The sequence below is a fragment of the Methylobacter sp. genome, from assembly GCF_036845245.1.
Classification (GTDB): domain Bacteria; phylum Pseudomonadota; class Gammaproteobacteria; order Methylococcales; family Methylomonadaceae; genus Methylobacter_A.
Genome location: NZ_DAIUEH010000024.1, coordinates 1 through 18419, shown reverse-complemented (window position 1 = coordinate 18419; position 18419 = coordinate 1). Strand labels below are relative to the sequence as shown.

General features: G+C 45.4%; 18 protein-coding genes. 9 read left to right on the top strand and 9 right to left on the bottom strand.

The window, feature by feature from the left end; all coding sequences use genetic code 11:
- Position 1: 1 nt before the first annotated feature.
- The 3 genes from pfkA to queG all read right to left on the bottom strand — a co-directional run bounded on the left by pfkA (position 2) and on the right by queG (position 2844).
- The gene (pfkA, locus tag V7051_RS11925; protein WP_333875189.1) at positions 2-991 is read right to left on the bottom strand and encodes a 6-phosphofructokinase; all 990 of its coding nucleotides are present in this window, start codon (positions 989-991) and stop codon (positions 2-4) included.
- 178 nt (positions 992-1169) lie between these two features.
- Entirely contained in the window at positions 1170-1685 is a 516-nt protein-coding gene (locus tag V7051_RS11920) for a DUF4124 domain-containing protein (RefSeq protein ID WP_333875188.1), read from the bottom strand.
- Positions 1686-1788: 103 nt separating this feature from the next.
- The gene (queG, locus tag V7051_RS11915) at positions 1789-2844 is read right to left on the bottom strand and encodes a tRNA epoxyqueuosine(34) reductase QueG (protein ID WP_442919654.1); all 1056 of its coding nucleotides are present in this window, start codon (positions 2842-2844) and stop codon (positions 1789-1791) included.
- A gap of 78 nt (positions 2845-2922) precedes the next feature.
- On the opposite strand from queG, the gene V7051_RS11910 reads away from it, so the two are divergent.
- The 5 genes from V7051_RS11910 to miaA all read left to right on the top strand — a co-directional run bounded on the left by V7051_RS11910 (position 2923) and on the right by miaA (position 9179).
- Entirely contained in the window at positions 2923-4377 is a 1455-nt protein-coding gene (locus V7051_RS11910) for an NAD(P)H-hydrate dehydratase (RefSeq protein ID WP_333875186.1), read from the top strand.
- Positions 4377-4793, top strand: coding sequence for a tRNA (adenosine(37)-N6)-threonylcarbamoyltransferase complex ATPase subunit type 1 TsaE (gene tsaE / locus V7051_RS11905; protein WP_333875185.1), 417 nt, complete (start codon positions 4377-4379; stop codon positions 4791-4793). Before V7051_RS11910 ends, tsaE begins: the two co-directional genes overlap by 1 nt.
- 88 nt (positions 4794-4881) lie before the next feature.
- Complete coding sequence (locus tag V7051_RS11900) at positions 4882-6186, top strand: N-acetylmuramoyl-L-alanine amidase (RefSeq protein WP_333875184.1); 1305 nt, start codon at positions 4882-4884, stop codon at positions 6184-6186.
- A gap of 103 nt (positions 6187-6289) precedes the next feature.
- The gene (gene mutL / locus V7051_RS11895) at positions 6290-8164 is read left to right on the top strand and encodes a DNA mismatch repair endonuclease MutL (protein ID WP_333875183.1); all 1875 of its coding nucleotides are present in this window, start codon (positions 6290-6292) and stop codon (positions 8162-8164) included.
- Between the two features lie 61 nt (positions 8165-8225).
- Positions 8226-9179, top strand: coding sequence for a tRNA (adenosine(37)-N6)-dimethylallyltransferase MiaA (miaA, locus tag V7051_RS11890; protein WP_333875182.1), 954 nt, complete (start codon positions 8226-8228; stop codon positions 9177-9179).
- A 265-nt stretch (positions 9180-9444) separates the two neighbouring features.
- Here miaA and V7051_RS11885 read toward each other — a convergent pair whose 3' ends face one another.
- From V7051_RS11885 to V7051_RS11870, 4 genes are all read right to left on the bottom strand, one after another.
- Positions 9445-9654 (bottom strand): cold-shock protein, encoded by a 210-nt coding sequence (locus tag V7051_RS11885; RefSeq protein WP_333875181.1) that lies wholly within the window; start codon positions 9652-9654, stop codon positions 9445-9447.
- Between the two features lie 274 nt (positions 9655-9928).
- Positions 9929-10405, bottom strand: a complete 477-nt coding sequence (locus V7051_RS11880; protein ID WP_333875180.1) for a flavin reductase family protein — start codon at positions 10403-10405, stop codon at positions 9929-9931.
- A 160-nt stretch (positions 10406-10565) separates the two neighbouring features.
- Complete coding sequence (locus tag V7051_RS11875; RefSeq protein WP_333875179.1) at positions 10566-11468, bottom strand: OmpA family protein; 903 nt, start codon at positions 11466-11468, stop codon at positions 10566-10568.
- A gap of 61 nt (positions 11469-11529) precedes the next feature.
- Complete coding sequence (locus V7051_RS11870; RefSeq protein WP_333875178.1) at positions 11530-12342, bottom strand: motility protein A; 813 nt, start codon at positions 12340-12342, stop codon at positions 11530-11532.
- A 203-nt stretch (positions 12343-12545) separates the two neighbouring features.
- Between V7051_RS11870 and V7051_RS11865 the strand changes: the two genes are divergently transcribed.
- Positions 12546-13190, top strand: a complete 645-nt coding sequence (locus tag V7051_RS11865) for a response regulator (RefSeq protein ID WP_333875247.1) — start codon at positions 12546-12548, stop codon at positions 13188-13190.
- Between the two features lie 85 nt (positions 13191-13275).
- On the opposite strand, the gene V7051_RS11860 is transcribed toward V7051_RS11865, so the two are convergent.
- Both V7051_RS11860 and V7051_RS11855 read right to left on the bottom strand, forming a co-directional pair.
- Entirely contained in the window at positions 13276-14199 is a 924-nt protein-coding gene (locus tag V7051_RS11860) for an NAD(P)-dependent methylenetetrahydromethanopterin dehydrogenase (protein WP_333875177.1), read from the bottom strand.
- A gap of 44 nt (positions 14200-14243) precedes the next feature.
- Entirely contained in the window at positions 14244-15152 is a 909-nt protein-coding gene (locus V7051_RS11855; protein WP_333875176.1) for an NADP-dependent methylenetetrahydromethanopterin/methylenetetrahydrofolate dehydrogenase, read from the bottom strand.
- A gap of 167 nt (positions 15153-15319) precedes the next feature.
- Between V7051_RS11855 and V7051_RS11850 the strand changes: the two genes are divergently transcribed.
- From V7051_RS11850 to V7051_RS11840, 3 genes are read left to right on the top strand one after another with little or no spacing between them, the layout of a single operon-like run.
- Positions 15320-15928: a 5-formyltetrahydrofolate cyclo-ligase gene (locus tag V7051_RS11850; RefSeq protein ID WP_333875175.1), complete on the top strand. Its 609-nt coding sequence runs from the start codon at positions 15320-15322 to the stop codon at positions 15926-15928.
- Positions 15928-17094, top strand: coding sequence for a carboxynorspermidine decarboxylase (locus V7051_RS11845; protein ID WP_333875174.1), 1167 nt, complete (start codon positions 15928-15930; stop codon positions 17092-17094). Before V7051_RS11850 ends, V7051_RS11845 begins: the two co-directional genes overlap by 1 nt.
- 49 nt (positions 17095-17143) lie before the next feature.
- The gene (locus V7051_RS11840; protein ID WP_333875173.1) at positions 17144-18136 is read left to right on the top strand and encodes a zinc-dependent alcohol dehydrogenase family protein; all 993 of its coding nucleotides are present in this window, start codon (positions 17144-17146) and stop codon (positions 18134-18136) included.
- Positions 18137-18419 lie beyond the last annotated feature (283 nt).

The window sequence follows — 18419 nt, the reverse complement described above, 5'->3', positions numbered from 1 at the left end:
GCTAGATAGCCAGAGCCCGGATTAATTCAAGCTGCGCATCATTAGACTCATTTTTTCCTTCCAAACATGCAGACAAGGGAACCATTTCAATTTCGCCTTTATTAAAAGCAGTCACATGAGCCCGTAATCCTTGATGAAGGCCTCGTACCGCGGCATAACCCATATTCGAAGCAATCAGGCGATCCGTTGCGGTAGGGCTGCCGCCGCGTTGGATATGTCCCAAAATGCAGGCGTGGACGCTAAGGTTGTATTGCTTCATAAGCGTGTCTTTAATTTCGTAGGATAAACCGGCTTTTTCGCCTTCGGCGACGATAATAATCGATGATGTTTTACCCCGCTCCGTGCCTTTGTTGATACCGTTGACGATTTTTTCGTAATCAACGGTCTGGTTTGACAGGACAACATGCTCTGCGCCGGTGCATACGCCGACTTGCAGGGCAATGAAAGACGATTTGCGGCCCATGACTTCGACCAGGAAAGTTCGCGCATGCGCCGAAGCGGTATCCCTGATGTTGTCTACCGCGTTGACGGCGGTCTGTACTGCGGTATTGAAACCGATCGTGTATTCGGTGCCGGAAATATCGTTATCAATGGTGCCGGGAATGCCGATTACCGGAATGCCGTGTTCCTGATGCAGCGTCATCGCACCGGCGAAAGAACCGTTGCCGCCTATCACAACCAAGCCTTCAATATGTTTCCTGGCTAGAATATGTGCGGCCTCCTGCCTGATTTCAGGGGTATGAAACTCAAGGCAACGCGATGTGTCGAGAATGGTTCCGCCGCGCTGGATGATATTGCCGACCGACGACAGGCTGAGCTTATGGATATTGCCCTCAAGCAAGCCTGAATAACCTTTATAAATACCGTAAACGTCAATGCCGAGGCCTATAGCCGTTCTGACTACCGATCGTACCGCCGAGTTCATGCCCGGACTATCGCCGCCGCTGCACAGTACAGCCAAAGATTTTATTGTTTTTGTATTAGCTTCCATCGTTTCCGGTCACTGCTGGGTGGTTTATGTTGCGCCTATTGTAGTTCATTTAGGGTAATCTACAGAGAGGGCTCCATCTTAATGATTTTGGTATCAGGATGATATCTTTCGGCGACCTATCTCAATTTAAAAATAAATTTTTTACGGTCATTGTCGTCAGCTCGATCTTTACCGGATTTCATTTCGGTTGTTGGGTTCTATCCTTAAAATTATGCTGATGAGGCACTACCGGCGGATAAGCAGGGAATGATTGAAAAAGAGGGAAAGCAGGAACCGATTGATAAGTCGGGTAATAGGAAGGAAACTGATATTGCAATGGTCCCGACATATTTTGCCGTTCCAGTGCATCTGCCTGCCGCTTTGCTTCATAGGCTTGCTGTTGTTGATATTCCGCGCTTCTTTGCAACGCCTCGATAGACGCTTTTCTGTCCTGTTCGGCTTGAAGTTCTTTTTCGGTCTCGGCTCTTTCCGCTTCCCGTTTTGCAAAATCTTCCTCCCAGGCCTTTAGCTTTGCGGCTTCTTCGGCAACTTTGCGCGGATCAACTTTCTGAATCTCAATTTTTTTCTGTTTTACAGCGGATTCGCATGGCGTAGATTGGTAAACCGTTTTACCCGATTTAAGCTGGCATTTGAAAACCTCAGCTTGGGCTGACGCAGTGAGTAGGATCAATAGAATAAAAAATATTTTTTTCATAATTGAATACCCGATCAGTGTGCTTTAAAAGGATGATACAAATAATCCCGATTATTTCGCAATATTGGGAACGCAAGCTCGATTTCATATAAATGGCTTTATTTCAAGTTGCGGCACTTTGTTGAGCCAAAGCCCATCGTACATGCTCCCTAACCATATCGGAGTCATGATCGAGCATAGGCTTTAAAGCATCGATAATAAGCGCCGAGGCAGGCGCATTGCCCAGAGCCACGGCGATATTCCTGAGCCAGCGCTGATGGCCGATTCTGCGTATTGCCGAACCTTCGGTTTTTGCCAGAAATTCCGCTTCAGTCCAAGCGAATACCTCAAGTAATTGTTGAGTATTGAGCCGATGCCTGGGATTGAAATCTTGTTCGCCGGTTATTTTGGCAAAACGGTTCCACGGGCAGATGATCTGGCAATCGTCGCAGCCATAGATGCGGTTGCCGATCAGCGGCCTTAAGTTCTCCGGAATCGAGCCGTGCAGTTCGATAGTCAGGTAGGATACGCAACGTCTGGCATCGACTTGATAAGGTGCAATAATGGCCTGGGTCGGGCAAATATCCAGGCAGGCGCGGCAGTCGCCGCAATGGGCTGTGGCAGGGTTGTCGATGGGTAGCGGCAGATTAATGAACAGCTCGCCCAGAAAAAACCATGATCCGGCTTTGCGGTTAATGACATTGGAATGCTTGCCTATCCAGCCTAAACCTGCTTTTTCGGCCAAGGCTTTTTCCAGAACCGGGGCGCTGTCGACAAAAGCCCGCATGGCGTCCGGGAGCAGGGAGCCGGTTTCGGATTGAATCTTGTCGGCCAGTTTTTGCAGGCGGTTGCGCATCAGTTTGTGATAGTCGCGTCCTAAAGCATAGCGGGAAATATAGGCGGAAGTTGGATCAGCCAAAGATTGATTCATTGCAGCGGTCGATTCGGTCTGGTAATCCATGCGCACCGAAATAATACGCATAGTGCCCGGATGCAATAGTTCGGGCCTACTGCGTTTAAGGCCGTGGCGCTGCATATAGTCCATTTCACCGTGGAAATTATTGTCCAACCAGTTTTGCAGATGAGTTTCCGCCTCAGGCAAAGCAGTGTCGGTGATGCCGACTTGTTGAAAGCCTAGTTCTTGCCCCCACTGTTTAATTTGCACGGCGAGGCTGGCCATTTTTTGACTGCTTATGTCCATAGCTGATGACAGGATATAATGTGTTTATTAAGTAAGGAGGAACGACATCACAATACCATGCAAAATTTACCAATAAAACTCTATCGCGCTGGACAGGTCAGGGAACTGGATCGAATCGCTATTCAAAAACGCGGTATCCCCGGTTTTGAGTTAATGAGCAGGGCGGGGCATGAGGTTTTCTTACGCCTGAAAAAGCAATGGCCTGATGCCCGGTCTGTGGCGGTGTTTTGCGGCTCCGGCAATAATGCAGGCGATGGCTATATTATTGCCGGGCTGGCAATGGACGCGGGTTTAAACGTGTGCGTTTATACAGTTTCAGAGCCTGAGAAGCTCAAAGGCGACGCATTGACGGCATATCGACATTACAACGGCGCTGTTATTCCGTTTCAGGCCGAGCAGGTTATCAATGCCGATGTGCTGGTTGACGCGTTGTTGGGTACCGGGCTGGATAGGCCGGTAGCCGGGCTTTACGCGGAGGCTATACAGACCATTAATGCCCATTCGGCCCCGGTCATTGCCGTGGATATTCCATCCGGTTTAAATGCCGATACCGGCAACGTAATGGGTTGCGCGGTAAAAGCCGATTGTACGATTACGTTTATCGGCTTGAAGCAAGGCTTGTTTACCGGACAGGCGGCCGAATATTGCGGCGGGATTTTTTATGCTCAACTGGGCGTGCCTGATGATGTGTATAAAGGCCTTGAAGCTAGTGCGACACGAGTCGTCAAAGTGCCGTTGCCGCGTCGTAGCCGTGATGCACATAAAGGTAACTGCGGTCATGTGCTGATAGTAGGCGGTGAGCTAGGCTACTCCGGAGCCGTCAGGATGGCAGGCGAGGCGGCTTTGCGCGTGGGAGCCGGTTTGGTCACTATAGCAACACGGGCTGGGCATTCCGGGCTGATGAACCTGAACAGGCCCGAGTTAATGTGTCATGGCGTGGAAACTCCGGAACAGTTGATCACGTTGCTGGCAAAAGTCGATGTTGTTGTTGTAGGGCCTGGATTAGGGCAAAGCGATTGGGCAAAAGCCTTATTTAATGCTGTGATAAGTGCTGGGAAACGCATGGTAATCGATGCGGACGGTTTGAATCTTTTAGCCTCCGCACAGACAACAAAGCCGGACTGGATTTTAACGCCGCATCCCGGCGAAGCGGCACGGCTATTAAAATGTTCTACTGCTGATATACAACAAGACCGGTTTGCGGCTGCCTTATCGCTTCAGGCCGGTTATGGCGGAGTTGCCGTTCTTAAAGGTGCAGGGACTTTGATTGCATCCGGGCGTCAGCTTGTGGTTTCCAACACCGGCAATCCAGGCATGGCATCCGGCGGTATGGGCGACGTACTTAGCGGTGTGATTGCCGGTTTGCTGGCCCAGGGTTTATCTATGCAGGATGCGGCGCAACAAGGAGTTTATAATCATGGTCTGGCGGCGGATTTGGCCGTAGAAAAAGACGGGGAAAGAGGCTTGCTGGCCAGTGATTTAATGCCTTATCTTAGACAATTGGTAAATTAATGAAGACATATTTAAAGGACACAGACGCGACCGAGCAGTTTGGTGCGAAGCTTTGGGCAGAGTTGCCGTCAAAATGTCTGATATTCTTGCACGGTGATCTGGGCGCAGGAAAAACAACGCTGGTCAGAGGATTTCTCAGGGCGGCAGGTTACACCGGGGCGGTTAAAAGTCCAACCTATACGTTGGTCGAAGAATATACGATAGACGGTCGCAAGATATTTCATTTTGATTTATATCGGGTTTCGGATCCCGAAGAGCTGGAATGGATAGGCATAAGAGATTATTTCGACCAGGATTGCATCTGCTTTATCGAGTGGCCCGATATGGGCAAAGGCTTTCTACCCGAACCGGATAGGATCATCAGTTTGGCTACGGATGGAGTCGGTCGATCAGTAGAAATACTTATTACCCCTTAAATGTTGAAAATAGTTATAAAACCACCCTACAAAAACAATTACATACTGCTATAATCTAAACCAGATTATCACTTTGTGAGTTGCGCCGATGGGAAATTATTGGAAGGTCTTGTTTATTATTGGATTACAGTTTTTAGCTGTACCCGGTTATGCGGAGCAGATCAATATTAGTGCATTGCGTTATTGGAATACGCCTGATCAAACGCAAATGCTGTTTGATGTGACATCCTCACCCGAACACCGGGTTTTTTTGATGAATAATCCGTCGCGCTTAGTGATTGACATGCGCAACACCAACGTAAAGCAGGGATTAAGCCAGCCGGCGCCGTCTCACCCGCTGTTTTCCCAAGTACGTGTTGCAGCAAAAAATAAAACCGATATAAGAATTGTAGTTGATTTAAAAAGAGATATTAGCCCTCAAAGCATGTCATTAAGAACCAATACCATGAGTAGCCATGGTCATCGCTTGGTTATCGAATTATTGGACAAAGGATCGAATACATCTGCAAAAGTTGCAGAGAAGGCGGAGATTAAAACGACGGGCGATAAAACGGCTACTGCCAAAATGGTCGACAGCAAATCCAATACAGAAAAATCCGTTAAAGAATCCCCAAAAATAGCTACCAGAAAAGTTACGGCCAGTCCGGTTGAATCAACAAAAGTTGCCAAACGAGACAAAGATATAGTTATTGCTGTTGATGCTGGACACGGTGGCGACGATCCCGGTGCTCATGGACAAAATGGTACCGAGGAAAAAAAGATCACTCTTGCTATTGCCAAGAAACTTGCAGATTTAATCAATCAACAGCCTGGAATGAAGGCTGTTTTGGTTCGCAAGGGCGACTATTATGTGGACCTTAGAAAAAGAATGCAAATTGCCCGAGCAGCCAAGGCCGATTTGTTTATTTCAATTCACGCCGATGCTTTTCAGAATTCAACAGTTAAAGGCGCTTCGGTGTTTACTTTATCTAACAAGGGGGCAACCAGCGAGGCCGCGCGATGGTTGGCGGATAGCGAGAACGCATCGGACTTGGTTGGCGGTGTCAGCCTTAATGATAAAGAAGATGTGTTGGCTTCGGTATTGCTGGATTTATCGCAGACCGCTACGCAAGATGCGAGTGTGAATGTGGCCAGGAAAGTGTTGAGAAATTTTGAACAGATCGGTGAGTTGCATTACGCCTCAGTGCAAAAAGCCGGATTTTTGGTGTTGAAGTCGCCTGATGTGCCGTCTATTCTGGTAGAAACGGCATTTATCTCCAATCCGTCGGAAGAGCTTAAGTTAGTTAATACCGCACACCAGGCGAAAATAGCCGGTGCTATTTTTAATGGCGTGCGAAGTTATTTCAGTAAAGATATTCCTACGGAAAGCAAGGTGGCGGCTTTAGAAATGTGATATAGGGCGATTTTGCAGAGGCGGCAGATTGTCGCGTTCCGTAACGAAGTATGATTAATTACTTCCAGTCATATAAAATACGTGTTTTGCTTTAGGTCTGTTGATGCGTATTCATTCACTTCCCACTCAACTTGTTAATCAGATTGCCGCAGGCGAAGTAGTCGAAAGACCGTCGTCCGTAGTTAAAGAGCTGGTTGAGAATTGTTTTGACGCGGGTGCCAGTCAAGTCAGTATCGAGATAGAGCAGGGTGGCGCTCGGTTGATAAAAATCAGGGATAACGGCTGCGGCATCGTCAAAGAAGACTTGCCGTTGGCCTTGTCCCGGCATGCAACCAGCAAGATTGCCAGCTTAAAAGATCTGGAACAGGTGGTCAGCATGGGTTTTCGCGGTGAAGCGTTGCCGAGCATCAGTTCTGTTTCGAGGCTCACACTGATTTCACGCATCAGCGATGCCGATTGCGCTTGGCGAGTTAATGCTGACGGCTCCGAGCAGGATTTTGATCCGCAACCCGATCCGCATCCGCAAGGCACCACGGTTGATGTGCGTGACTTGTTTTACAACACTCCTGCCAGACGCAAATTTTTAAAAACCGAAAAGACCGAGTTTTCGCATATAGAAACTTTAATTCAACGTATGGCGTTGAGCCGTTTTGATATAGGTTTTACCCTCTCACATAATCAAAAAGAAATATTCAACCTGAAGCCTGCGATCACGGACGCTGAGCAGGAGCAAAGAGTTGCCGGTATTTGCGGTTCGGCTTTTATTGAGAATTCGGTAAAAATCGATTTTGCGGCATCAAGTCTGCAATTAACCGGCTGGGTCGGCTTGCCGACCTTTTCGCGCAGTCAACAGGATATGCAGTTTTTCTATGTCAACGGCAGATTGGTCAGGGATAAGCTGGTGTCTCATGCTGTCAAACAGGCCTATCAAGATGTTTTGTTTCATGGGCGGCATCCGGTTTTTGTCTTGTACCTGACGCTCGACCCTTCATTGGTCGATGTCAACGCCCATCCGGCAAAGCTTGAAGTCAGGTTCAGGGAAGGCCGTCTGGTGCATGATTTCCTGTTCTCGGCGCTGCATCGTTCGCTCGCCGATTTAAGGCCTGGGCACAATGTTCGACCTGTAGGCTGGGTTAGCGATAGCGTAACCCAGCAATCTGAACCCGAATCGTTGCCGCAGACACCATCCGCTTCGGACGTAAAACCAAACAATGTGGTTTGGCTAAACGATAGTGAAGCCACGCAATCAAAGCCTGACTTTGGCGCTAAACCGACGTACAACTCAAGGCCGCCACAGCAAGCATCACTGCCTCTGCATGTAGAAGAAGCCATACAAGCTTATGCGTCGTTGTATCCAAAAACCGAGCAAATATTACAACCGACGCAATCGGAAGTAAGGCCTTTAGGCCAAGCGATTGCGCATCTGCATAATATTTACATTTTGTCAGAAACCCCCAACGGTATCATCCTGGTCGATGCGCATGCCGCGCATGAAAGGGTCACTTATGAGCGCTTAAAGCAACAATACCAAAATGGCGCGGTGCCCAGTCAGCCCTTATTGTTGCCGATTAAGATAAAGGTCAGCGTTGCGGAAGCGGATTTGGCCGAAGATGAGCATGAGTTTTTTAATACATTGGGATTTGAAATCAATCGTGCCGGGCCGGAAACCATTGTTCTGCGTTCAATACCGGTTTTATTGGGCAATAACGATATGGAAACCCTGATTCGCGATGTGCTGGCGGACCTAACCGAGCATGGCATGAGTCAGCGTATTCAGGAAAAAACCAATGAAATATTAGCTACGGTCGCCTGCCATGGTGCTGTGCGCGCGCATCGCCGCCTGACCATCGACGAAATGAACGCCTTGCTGCGGGACATGGAGAAAACCGAAAGAATAGGGCAATGCAACCATGGCAGACCCACTTGGGTAGAATTATCGACTAATGAGCTCGATAAATTCTTTCTGCGCGGCCAATAAACTTATACTCTTGTAAGCGAGATCTTTTAGTCGCCGCTTCTATAATAAAATTATTTCAAATATGTTAGATAGACCGAATCCCCCCGCTATTTTTCTGATGGGTCCCACTGCCTCGGGAAAGACAGCTTTATCCGTGCAGCTCGCTCAAGCGCTTAACGGCGAGATTATCAGTGTTGATTCAGCTCTTGTCTTTAAAGGCATGGATATAGGCACGGCTAAACCCACGCAGGAAGAAAGAGGCGGTATTCCGCATCATTTGATAGATATACTCGACCCCGCAGAATCTTTCTCTACCGGTCAGTTCAGGAAGCAAGCGTTGGCCTTAATGGACGATATAACCCGAAACGGAAAAATCCCGATACTGGTCGGCGGCACGATGTTGTATTTTAATGTCCTGAATAGTGGTCTTGCAGTATTGCCAGAGGCCGACCCTGTCATCAGGGCAAAACTCGACCAGGATTTGGAGCAATTAGGCAAAGAAGCGCTGCACCAGCGATTGGCCGACATAGATCCCGAATCGGCGGCGAGAATTCACCCGAATGATCCTCAGCGCGTACAACGGGCTTTAGAAGTCTATGAAATCAGCGGCAAGCCGTTAACGTCTTTTTTTACGGCAGCTCAGACGCAAGATATTCCCTATCAAAAAATAAAATTGATTATTGCCCCGCAAGACCGGGTTGTATTGCACGACATAATCGCTTGGAGGTTTAAACAAATGCTGGAGCAGGGATTTATTGATGAAGTGGAAGCGCTTTATAATCGCAGGGATTTGACCGGAAAAATGCCGTCGATCAGGGCTGTCGGCTATAGGCAGGCTTGGTCTTATCTACAGGGTGAGTACGACTTCGAAACCATGATAGACAAAGCCATTATCGCCACCCGGCAACTGGCTAAGCGTCAGTTTACTTGGTTGCGTAAGGAAATCGATGCAGCAAGTTTCCAGACCGGTCAGCCAGATTTATTAGCAAAGGTGTTGGAAGAAGTTAATAATAAAACGAAGAAAATGAGAGCATAGGATGTAAAAGGCTCCGGGCTAGCCCTGTGTATGAAAATCCTATTTTGAGTTTTGCATAATAATTTAACGCTAGTCGATCAAAATCATTAATCAGAACTTGCATTGACGGGATTAGCTAAAGCTAACTATACGCTGTATACAATCGATACGCTTAAATTAAGCGAACACTCAAACAATAAGTTTAAGAAAACTCTTTATTATGAGGTTAACTAAAAATGAGCTTGATCCAAAAATCATCGACTTTTGGATCAAGATTATGAGTTTGTTACGCTGGGGTCACATTCTCGGCTTGCGGACCTTTTTGGCCTTGGGTCACTTCCATAGTAACTTTTTGGCCTTCCCTTAAGGTCTTGCGACCGGAGCCGTTAATTGCACTATGGTGAACAAAAACATCTTTTCCACCTTCTTGTTCAATAAATCCAAAACCTTTTTCATCATTGAACCACTTAACGGTACCTACAACTTGCTCTGACATATCACACTCTTACTTAAAAAAATTCGCCAATTTTTGTCGGCGTTACAAATCCCAGCTTTATAACAAAGCCGGCTCAAACTTTTAACTGTGGCAGATAATAGCATTAAAAATGTGAGCAGGGCAAAATATTTCAACTAGGTTCAAAGATAATTCCATCACAACCATAATACTAAAACCAAAAAAGCTTTAAGCGAGAGGGAGTTATTGCAAAACTTATTTGGTTTATTAATGCGATATAGTGAGGTGAAAGGCGTTAAGTGGTCTTTAATCTAAATTATAAGTTGCGGTAAGCGCCTTGAAAATACAAAAGCGGTTCTCCCGCCCGACAAACGCTGTTTTGTACCTCGCCAATTATGATCCAGTGCGTACCGGCGTGAATTTTTTCTACGACTTTGCATTCTAAAGACATGATGCTGTTGTCCAAAATAGGGGAACCGGTAATACCTGGTGTCCATGGTGTATTTTCAAACCGTTGCTTTTGACTACTGCCGCCGGCAAATTGGTTGGACACATCTTGTTGAGTTGAATTTAAAACGTTAACAGCGAAGCAGTGGCTTTCCTGAATTCCGGTGCCGGTGTCAGCAGATTCATTAATACAAACCAATATTTGTGGTGGACTAACTGAAACGCTTGAAAATGCGGTTACTGTCATTCCTTGAAGACCGAATTTTTCAGAATTTGTCGTAACAACGGTGACACCGCTGGCCCATAGTTGCATAGCCTTTTTAAAATCATCAACGCCAACAGTCATTAATTTCCCCCGATTATTTGTTATTTAGGATATAGCCTCTTTTTGACTTAAAGGGTAAAAAGTAGGCGTTTTTTAAGTTATTGATGTTTTATGATACATCACAGGCACAGACTTGTTAAATAATCGAGAAAATGGTTCTTCGGTTTTCAAAAAATGAGGTTCATTGTCCGGATAGTTTTATTAAGATATTAACCCGCCGATTTTTTTCTCTTCCTTCTTGCGTTGAATTATCGGCAATAGGCATGGTATCGGCGTAAGTGATAGCACGCAAACGGTTACTGTCTAGTTGTTGCAAGACAAGAAAGTGTAAAACGCTAGTTGCTCTCGACGCTCCCAGTTCCCAGTTGGAAGTAAACTGGGGCGTTTTGATCGGGATATTGTCTGTATGTCCTTCAATCAGAACGAGGCCTACAGATTGTTTTAATAAGGGTACAAGACGCTTTAGTAAAGCTCCGCCGGAGGCTGTTAGACCAGCTTCTGAAGATTTAAACAGTACTTTGTCCTGAATTTCAAGCTGTGTATAACCTTGGGCAACTTTTATGTTAACGATTTTATTAAGACCAAATTCATCAATTGCTTTTATTAATTGTTGTTGTAACTTGTTTTCTTCCGTTGAGTTGACCGCAGCCTGATTGGTGTCGGTCGAATTAACAACTGTTTCGGGCGTAGCTTTAATTTCTGTTGCAGTAGGGGTCATGCTGTTGGTTTTTGTGGGGTCAGCTTTAATGTTAGATATGTCGGAGGGGATTTCGACTTTATGCTCGTTAGGTGTGGCTTGTTGTACGGATTCATTTTTAACAACAACAGGCGGCGGACAATTTATGACAGCAGCTGGGGTAGCGGGAGGGCATATAGCGGCGGGTGCTTTCTTAGATTTGGCTGTTTGTTGCTGTTCCGTATTTATATCGCTTACAGTAATTAATGTGATTACCAGCATAACGATCAGCACAAATACGTCAAGATAGGTTAATAGCCAGTTTTGTGAGTTGCGTGTGCTCGGTTGGGCAAGTAAATCCTCTAAAGACAGAGAGGATTGTAATTTTAAAAATGGATCTTTACTCATCGCAGTGTTTGATCGGCTTGTTGAGAGTTATATGTAGACTCGATTAAAAAGGCTTGCCTCTTTAATCTTTTAATTCATTGTCATAGTGCATAATGAATGACTTGAGTGTCTCTCGGATAAATGACGGACTGCGACGATCTGCTATCAGCGTAATGCCTTCCATGACCATGCTCATGATCATAATGCGTTGTTCAGTGCGTCTTTCCAATTTTATAGCAATAGGATTAAAGATAAGATTAGCCATGATCAGGCCGTAAAAGGTTGTAATTAGGGCGGTGCCCATGCTGTAGCTTATGCCTGCTATATCTTTAAGTTCAATGATTTGTAGCATGTTTATCATGGCTATCAGGGTGCCGAGCATGCCAAATGCAGGGGAATATGCGGCTAAGCTATAAAATATATTCGCTTCGGCTTTTTCTTTTGCCCTTAAACGAGCAATACGCCATTTAAGTAACGACAAAATATCTTCTACCGGCGTATGGTCTACGACAAGCTGAAAGCCTGTTTTTAAATAGGGGTTATTGATATTATCGATAATGTTTTCTATTGCAAGCTTGTCCTTGTTAAACCACATTTGAGAAACTGCGATAATTTCGTTAGCTTCCCTTTGTGGATTTAAGCTTTCATAAAAGAAAATAAGCTTAAGTGATTTCAAGCTATGTTTGATATCTCTTAAAGGGTAGCTTAAAAAAATAGCGGCAATGGTACCGCCAATGACAATCACAAGTCCTGTTGGATTCATGAATGAAAGCGGATCATTTGCAGCGAATATAATAATAAAAATGAATAACATGATGCTTAGCAAAATACCTAAGGCTGTTGAGTAATTCACTTTTTTTGGCAACGCTTTTATCAATGGCTTGTTGAATTTCATTTTAGAAAAATATCGGAACATGCTGATTATGTGGATGTTGATGACTTGCTGTTTAATAAAATCATATTACATCAATACAGGTAAATCTACTTATGTATAAATACGGATATATAATGTATATTAGCAAGCTTTGAAAGTAGTAATGTGACAGTTTTTTGTAACTGGCTGTTTTATAATTAACCGATAAAGGGATGAAAAAAGTTATGATTAGTGTTCTGCTTGTTGATGATCATGAGCTTGTTCGAACCGGGATTGAATCATTATTGAATGATGCTGAAGATATTACGGTTGTCGGTGTCGCTAAATCGGGTGAAGAAGCTGTTGATACAGTTGTTGCCCTGTTACCAGATGTTGTATTAATGGATGTTAACATGCCAGGGATCGGTGGTGTAGAAGCTTGTCGTAGAATCCTGCAGCAGAATGCTGAAGTCAAAATCATTGCGATATCCGTTCACAACGACGGCCCTATTCCCCATCAATTACTCAAGCTTGGTGTGTTAGGCTTTATTTCTAAGGGATCTCCGGTAGATGAGATGGTTCATGCAATTCGGAAAGTAATGGAGGGTAAGCGTTATTTGTGTTCCGAAGTCGCTAATAACCTGGCTTTCCAAGGCTTGCCTGGAAGTAATGAATCGCCATTTGCATTGCTTTCCCAGAGAGAAGCGGAAGTTGTTACTCTAATTCTTCAGGGAAAAACTATCAAGGAAATGTCGGAAATGTTGGTTTTGAGTGACAAGACAGTCAACACTTACCGTTATCGTCTTTACGGCAAGCTGCATGTAAAAAATGATGTTGAATTAATCCGCCTGGCGATTAAATTCAGCTATATTGATAATGCCTTGATTTAACAAGGAAGGAGAGGTTCAGATTCCCACATTAGATTGCGGAAACCTGAATCGGAAATGAAGTTTGACTTCACACGGGCGTATTATCTTAGTTCACTCCAGAACCGAACTGCATTTCCCTGGCTTTGTTAAATGCATATCTAAAGTCAATAAACAGAGGCTGTCCAGGCCCCAACATCGCTTTTAATAACTCATGTTGGAGTTGAAACTTAACATTTCCGATTGCTAAAGCGCCAATACCTACTGCGCCTTGCGCGTTAACTGCATGGATCAATGGCGCGCCACAATCATTATTTTTGACACCCTCTATACCGAAAGGTGGAACGGCATTAACATCGCCGGCCACTTTCAGTTGTGTCGCCCCTTTTAATACGCCTGCACTTAAAACCTGAATGCCCGCTTTGGCTGTGCAGAAAATAATATCAGCATTGGCCACCAGTCGTGTTTTGTCTGCCTCAGAATGAGCCAAGGCTCCTTTAAGCGTGCAATTAAAACGACGATTGTATGCTTTAGACACATCCATAGCTGTATCAGCTGATAAGTGGTCGGTTAATGTCACATCCGCGCCGGCTAATGAAGCAATAACACCCGTAGCGATACCTACAGGACCTGTTCCGCCAAAAATTACAATTGAGCAGTCCTTCAGTTCTTTTTTATGTTTTGTTTTCAGTTCTTTCTCAGCGCAAGTAACTAGCGCCGCAGCCGTAGTAAAAGCGCCGCTGGGGTCAGCAAAAACTGAGATTTCAAAAGGCGAAACCATGGCTTGTTTGCTTGTGTTCAGCATGTCCATGGCTAGGCCCAAATCACGGCCGCCAATAAAAATTCCGGTACGTTTAACACCCGATGGACTGCGCGAAAAAGTAGCATCTTGAGTAAGCCCATAAACACTATCCAATTTGACGTTGTTATAGGGAATAAGCACGTCAAATCCTGCATCCAGAGCCATGTTAATGTCGAATGGACTATTGTTCGGCATGGGGTCAAGCATATGAAGAATGCTGCGTTTTGCCATTAGAGTTCCTTGTTTATTATGCAGATTAATCCGAAAATTTAGACTCAAGAGTTTGATTTAATATATTCTCTTGCGGTTTCAAAAGCATGTTCGAAATGCAGATAAACAGGCTTGTCGGTATTGATCATGTTTTTCAACAAGAGAACCTGAGTCTGGAATTTAATGTTACCGATTGCCATGGCGCCCAAGCCGACAGCGCCGCTTTTTGAGCCTTCAATCAGTGTGCCGTTATGGAAAGCGTCAACACCTGCGATACCTGCCGGCGGTACGGCATTTGCGTCGGCAGCCACTTTGAGTTGCGAGGCCGATGCGATAAGTTCTGCGCTTAATAATTCAATACCTGCGGCGCCGGTTGCAAAGACAACATCGGCTGTTTTGATGTATTCCGCTTTATCCGCATCTGCGCCGGCTTCAATAGTGATTTTACCTTCGCCAAATTCAATGTTGCACATGTTGGCAATAGCTTGAGCTTTATCGAGTTGACGGCCGATGAGTTTGACGTGTGCTCCGTTTTGAGCGGCGATTACTGCGACCACTTGGCCGACAGGGCCGGTTCCACCCAATACCAGAATATTTTTTCCTTCCAGGGTCGTGTCGAATTTGGTCATTAATTCACGTTCAACAGCAGCAACCATACCGGCCGCTGTGGTAAAAGCTCCGCTAGGGTCAGCAAAGACGGACACTTCAAAAGGTGCGAACATTGAACGTTTGGCCGTGTTCAGCATATCCATGGCCTGTTTTGTATCACGCCCGCCGATGAATATCCCTGTACGTTTTAGATTTTTAGGGCTGCGGGAAAAAATAGCGTCCTGCACTAAGCCTTGAACTTCACTGGGCTCAACATTGATATAGGGTAATGCGGAAACCCAGCCTGCATCCAATGCCATGTTGACATCAAATGGGCTAAGATTTTTAGCTGTGGTTAGCATATGTAAAATGAATGGCTTTTCCATGGTATCTCCTTTATTTATTTATCCGACAAGTATAAAAGAAAACACCTCAGAATAAAAATACCCTTGCATATTTGAGTTTTAAACCAATGTTGAACCTGTGTATTATTGAAATGGTTTTATGTTTTTGGGGTTGCAATGCATATTGTTTTAGTTAAAAGTTGGTGCACATGAATGACTCAAAAGATCGGCAACGACGCAAAGCTTATGATGCGCGCAATCGACAAGTCGATAAGGATGCTATGAGTCTGATCATTTGCGAACAATTTGTAGCGCAACCGGCTTACCGGCAGGCCAAAATGGTGCTGTGGTATATCCATTGCCGTTCGGAAGTAAGAACTCAAGCGGCATTATTAAGCGAACTGGAAGCCGGTAAGCAGGTAGTTATTCCATACTGCACTAAAGATCAACAAGGAGACAATAAATTGGGTTTATGGCGGTTGGAGGATTTTGCAGAATTGGTTCCGGGAACATGGGGAATTTTAGAGCCGCCCAAACAACGATGGGGCGAGTTGGGGAAAGAAGTTGCCCCGGAACAGCTCGATTGCATCATGGCGCCGGGTGTAGCATTTGATCGGAATGGGGGGCGTTTGGGTAATGGAGCCGGTTATTATGACCGTTTATTGAAGAGTGTCAGAACCGACGCCACATTAATCGGCGTTTGTTTTGAATCGCAGCTGGTTGAGCAAGTCGCTATGGATGCTCATGATGTGGTTATGGATATGGTCATGACGGAAAAAACGATTTATGCCGGTAAAGGACGGCAGTTTTTTAACTGATGGATTTTCAAGTACTGAAAGACAGTATCTATTCCTCTCCGGCTTTTGTTTTCGATGAAATAGAGATCACCAAAACCCTGGAAACGCTAGCCGAGCTGAGAGTCCAATGCGGCTGCAAGGTTTTATATTCGATAAAATCATTGCCTTTTTCAGCCGTCATGGACATCGCGAAACCTTTTGTGGATGGTTTTTCAGTCAGTTCCTTATTTGAAGCGCGGCTGGCCGATGAGATGCTTCGACAGGATCCAACACAGGTTTTGGCAGGTCAGGGCAGCATTCACTTGACCACGCCCGGTATAAGGCACGATGAGCTGGATGAATTAAGCTTGTTGTGTTCGCACATTAGCTTTAATTCCTTGACCCAATATCAACGGTATTCAGAGGCGGTCGGGGCGCAGTTTTCAATCGGCTTAAGAGTGAACCCAAAGTTGTCTTTTCTGCATGACGAGCGCTTCGATCCTTGTCGCCAATATTCAAAGTTGGGCGTGGCTATTGATGAATTGAGTGGCTCGATTTGCCTGGATCAAATTGAAGGATTGCATGTTCACAACATATTTTCCGCAACAGACTTCAGCCCACTTATTAAAACTATCGAAAAGCTTCAGCAATATTTGGGGCCAGGATTGGCTCAACTTGAATGGCTGAATATCGGTGGCGGCTACTTGTTTGGTCAAATTGATGATCATCGCCCATTTGTTGAGCTGGTCAATAAACTAACTCATGATTTTGGCCTTGAGGTTTACATCGAACCGGGCAAAGCGATCGTAGGTCAAGCCGGATATTTAGTGGCGACTGTGCTTGATCGTTTTGTCAGCGACGGTGAAACCGTAGTCATACTGGATACCTCGGTCAACCATAATCCCGAAGTGTTTGAATACCAGCGTCAGCCTGAATTACATGAACATGACCCGAATGGACAATACACCGCTATCCTGGCCGGCTGCACCTGTCTGGCCGGCGATGTATTCGGTCAATACTGTTTTAAAGAACCTTTGGAAATAGGAGATAGAGTGGTTTTTAAAAATGTCGGCGCTTACACCCTGATTAAGGCGAATCGATTTAATGGCTATAACCTGCCGGATATTTACATGAGCAATTCCCTGCTGGTAAAAAAATTGAAACATTACGATTACCAGGATTATCGACAACAATGGCTGGTTGATTAAAGATCGGCGGTGTAAGGAACATTCATTTATTTACAACAAGGTAAAAAACATGAAAGCAATAACGATGACAGCAATCGGGAATCCTGACGTTCTGGAATTACACGATATTGACGAGCCGGAAATTTCTACAGCTACGCAAATTAAAGTCAGGCTGAAAGCCGCAGGTATCAACCCTGTCGATACTAAAGTCAGGCGTAACGGCTTGCTTTATGACAACCCCTTGCCCGCGGTATTGGGCTGTGATGGGGCAGGGGAGGTTATCGAAACAGGCAGTGCAGTCAGCCAGTTTAAATCGGGCGATAAAGTCTGGTTTTGTAATGGCGGGCTAGGCCGGGAACAGGGTAATTACGCCGAATACACGGTGCTTGATCAACGCTGGGTCAGCTTGATGCCAAAGACTTGTTCGTTTGTCGAGGCCGCCGCATTGCCGCTGGTGTTGATTACCGCATGGGGCGCACTGTACGATCGCGGCGGATTGCAAGCCAGGCAAACCGTGCTTATCCATGCCGGAGCCGGAGGTGTGGGACATGTAGCAATACAATTGGCAAAACTAAAAGGCGCGAGAGTTATTACTACGGTGAGTTCCGGGCAAAAGGCGGAGTTTGCCAAAGCGATGGGCGCCGATGAAGCGGTCATCTATACACAAAACGGTTTCGCCGATGCGGTTAATAAATTGACCGACGGCAAAGGCGCGGACCTGGTTTTCGATACAGTGGGCGCTGCGGTATTCAAAGAAAGTATTGCGGCAACAGCGCATTTCGGCCGCCTCGTAACCTTACTCGATCCGGGTGAATTGAGTCTGGCTGAAGCTCGAATGCGTAATTTATTGATAGGCTTTGAACTGATGTTAACCCCGATGTTGAGAGATTTACTTGACGTCAGGGATAAACACGTTGAAATCCTAAATCAATGCGCGGAATGGATTGATAAAGGGCTTTTAAAAACTCATATTAGCCAACAGTTTCCATTGGCAGAGGCTGCCAAAGCGCACCAATTGCTGGAAACCGGTCATAGCATCGGAAAAGTCGTATTAGTCTTATAGCGCTTTAGTTATGTAAATTGGAGCGAAAAATCTGCCTGTACAGGTCGTAAAGCGCTTACTTTGGGTGATTGCCGGTTTATAGTCTTAACTGCTTAATAACAGGAATTGAAATCATTAAACGGCTGAGGCGTCAGTTCTGTGAAATGGTTTAATTAAACCGGACACTTCTAAAGATAGATTTATAATGTCATCAGAGGTGGATATGAGTAATCAAAATAAACATAAACGGCCTAGTAGTCAGTCATATTGAAGCGAAGCGATAATTTGTGATATAGCTATTGGC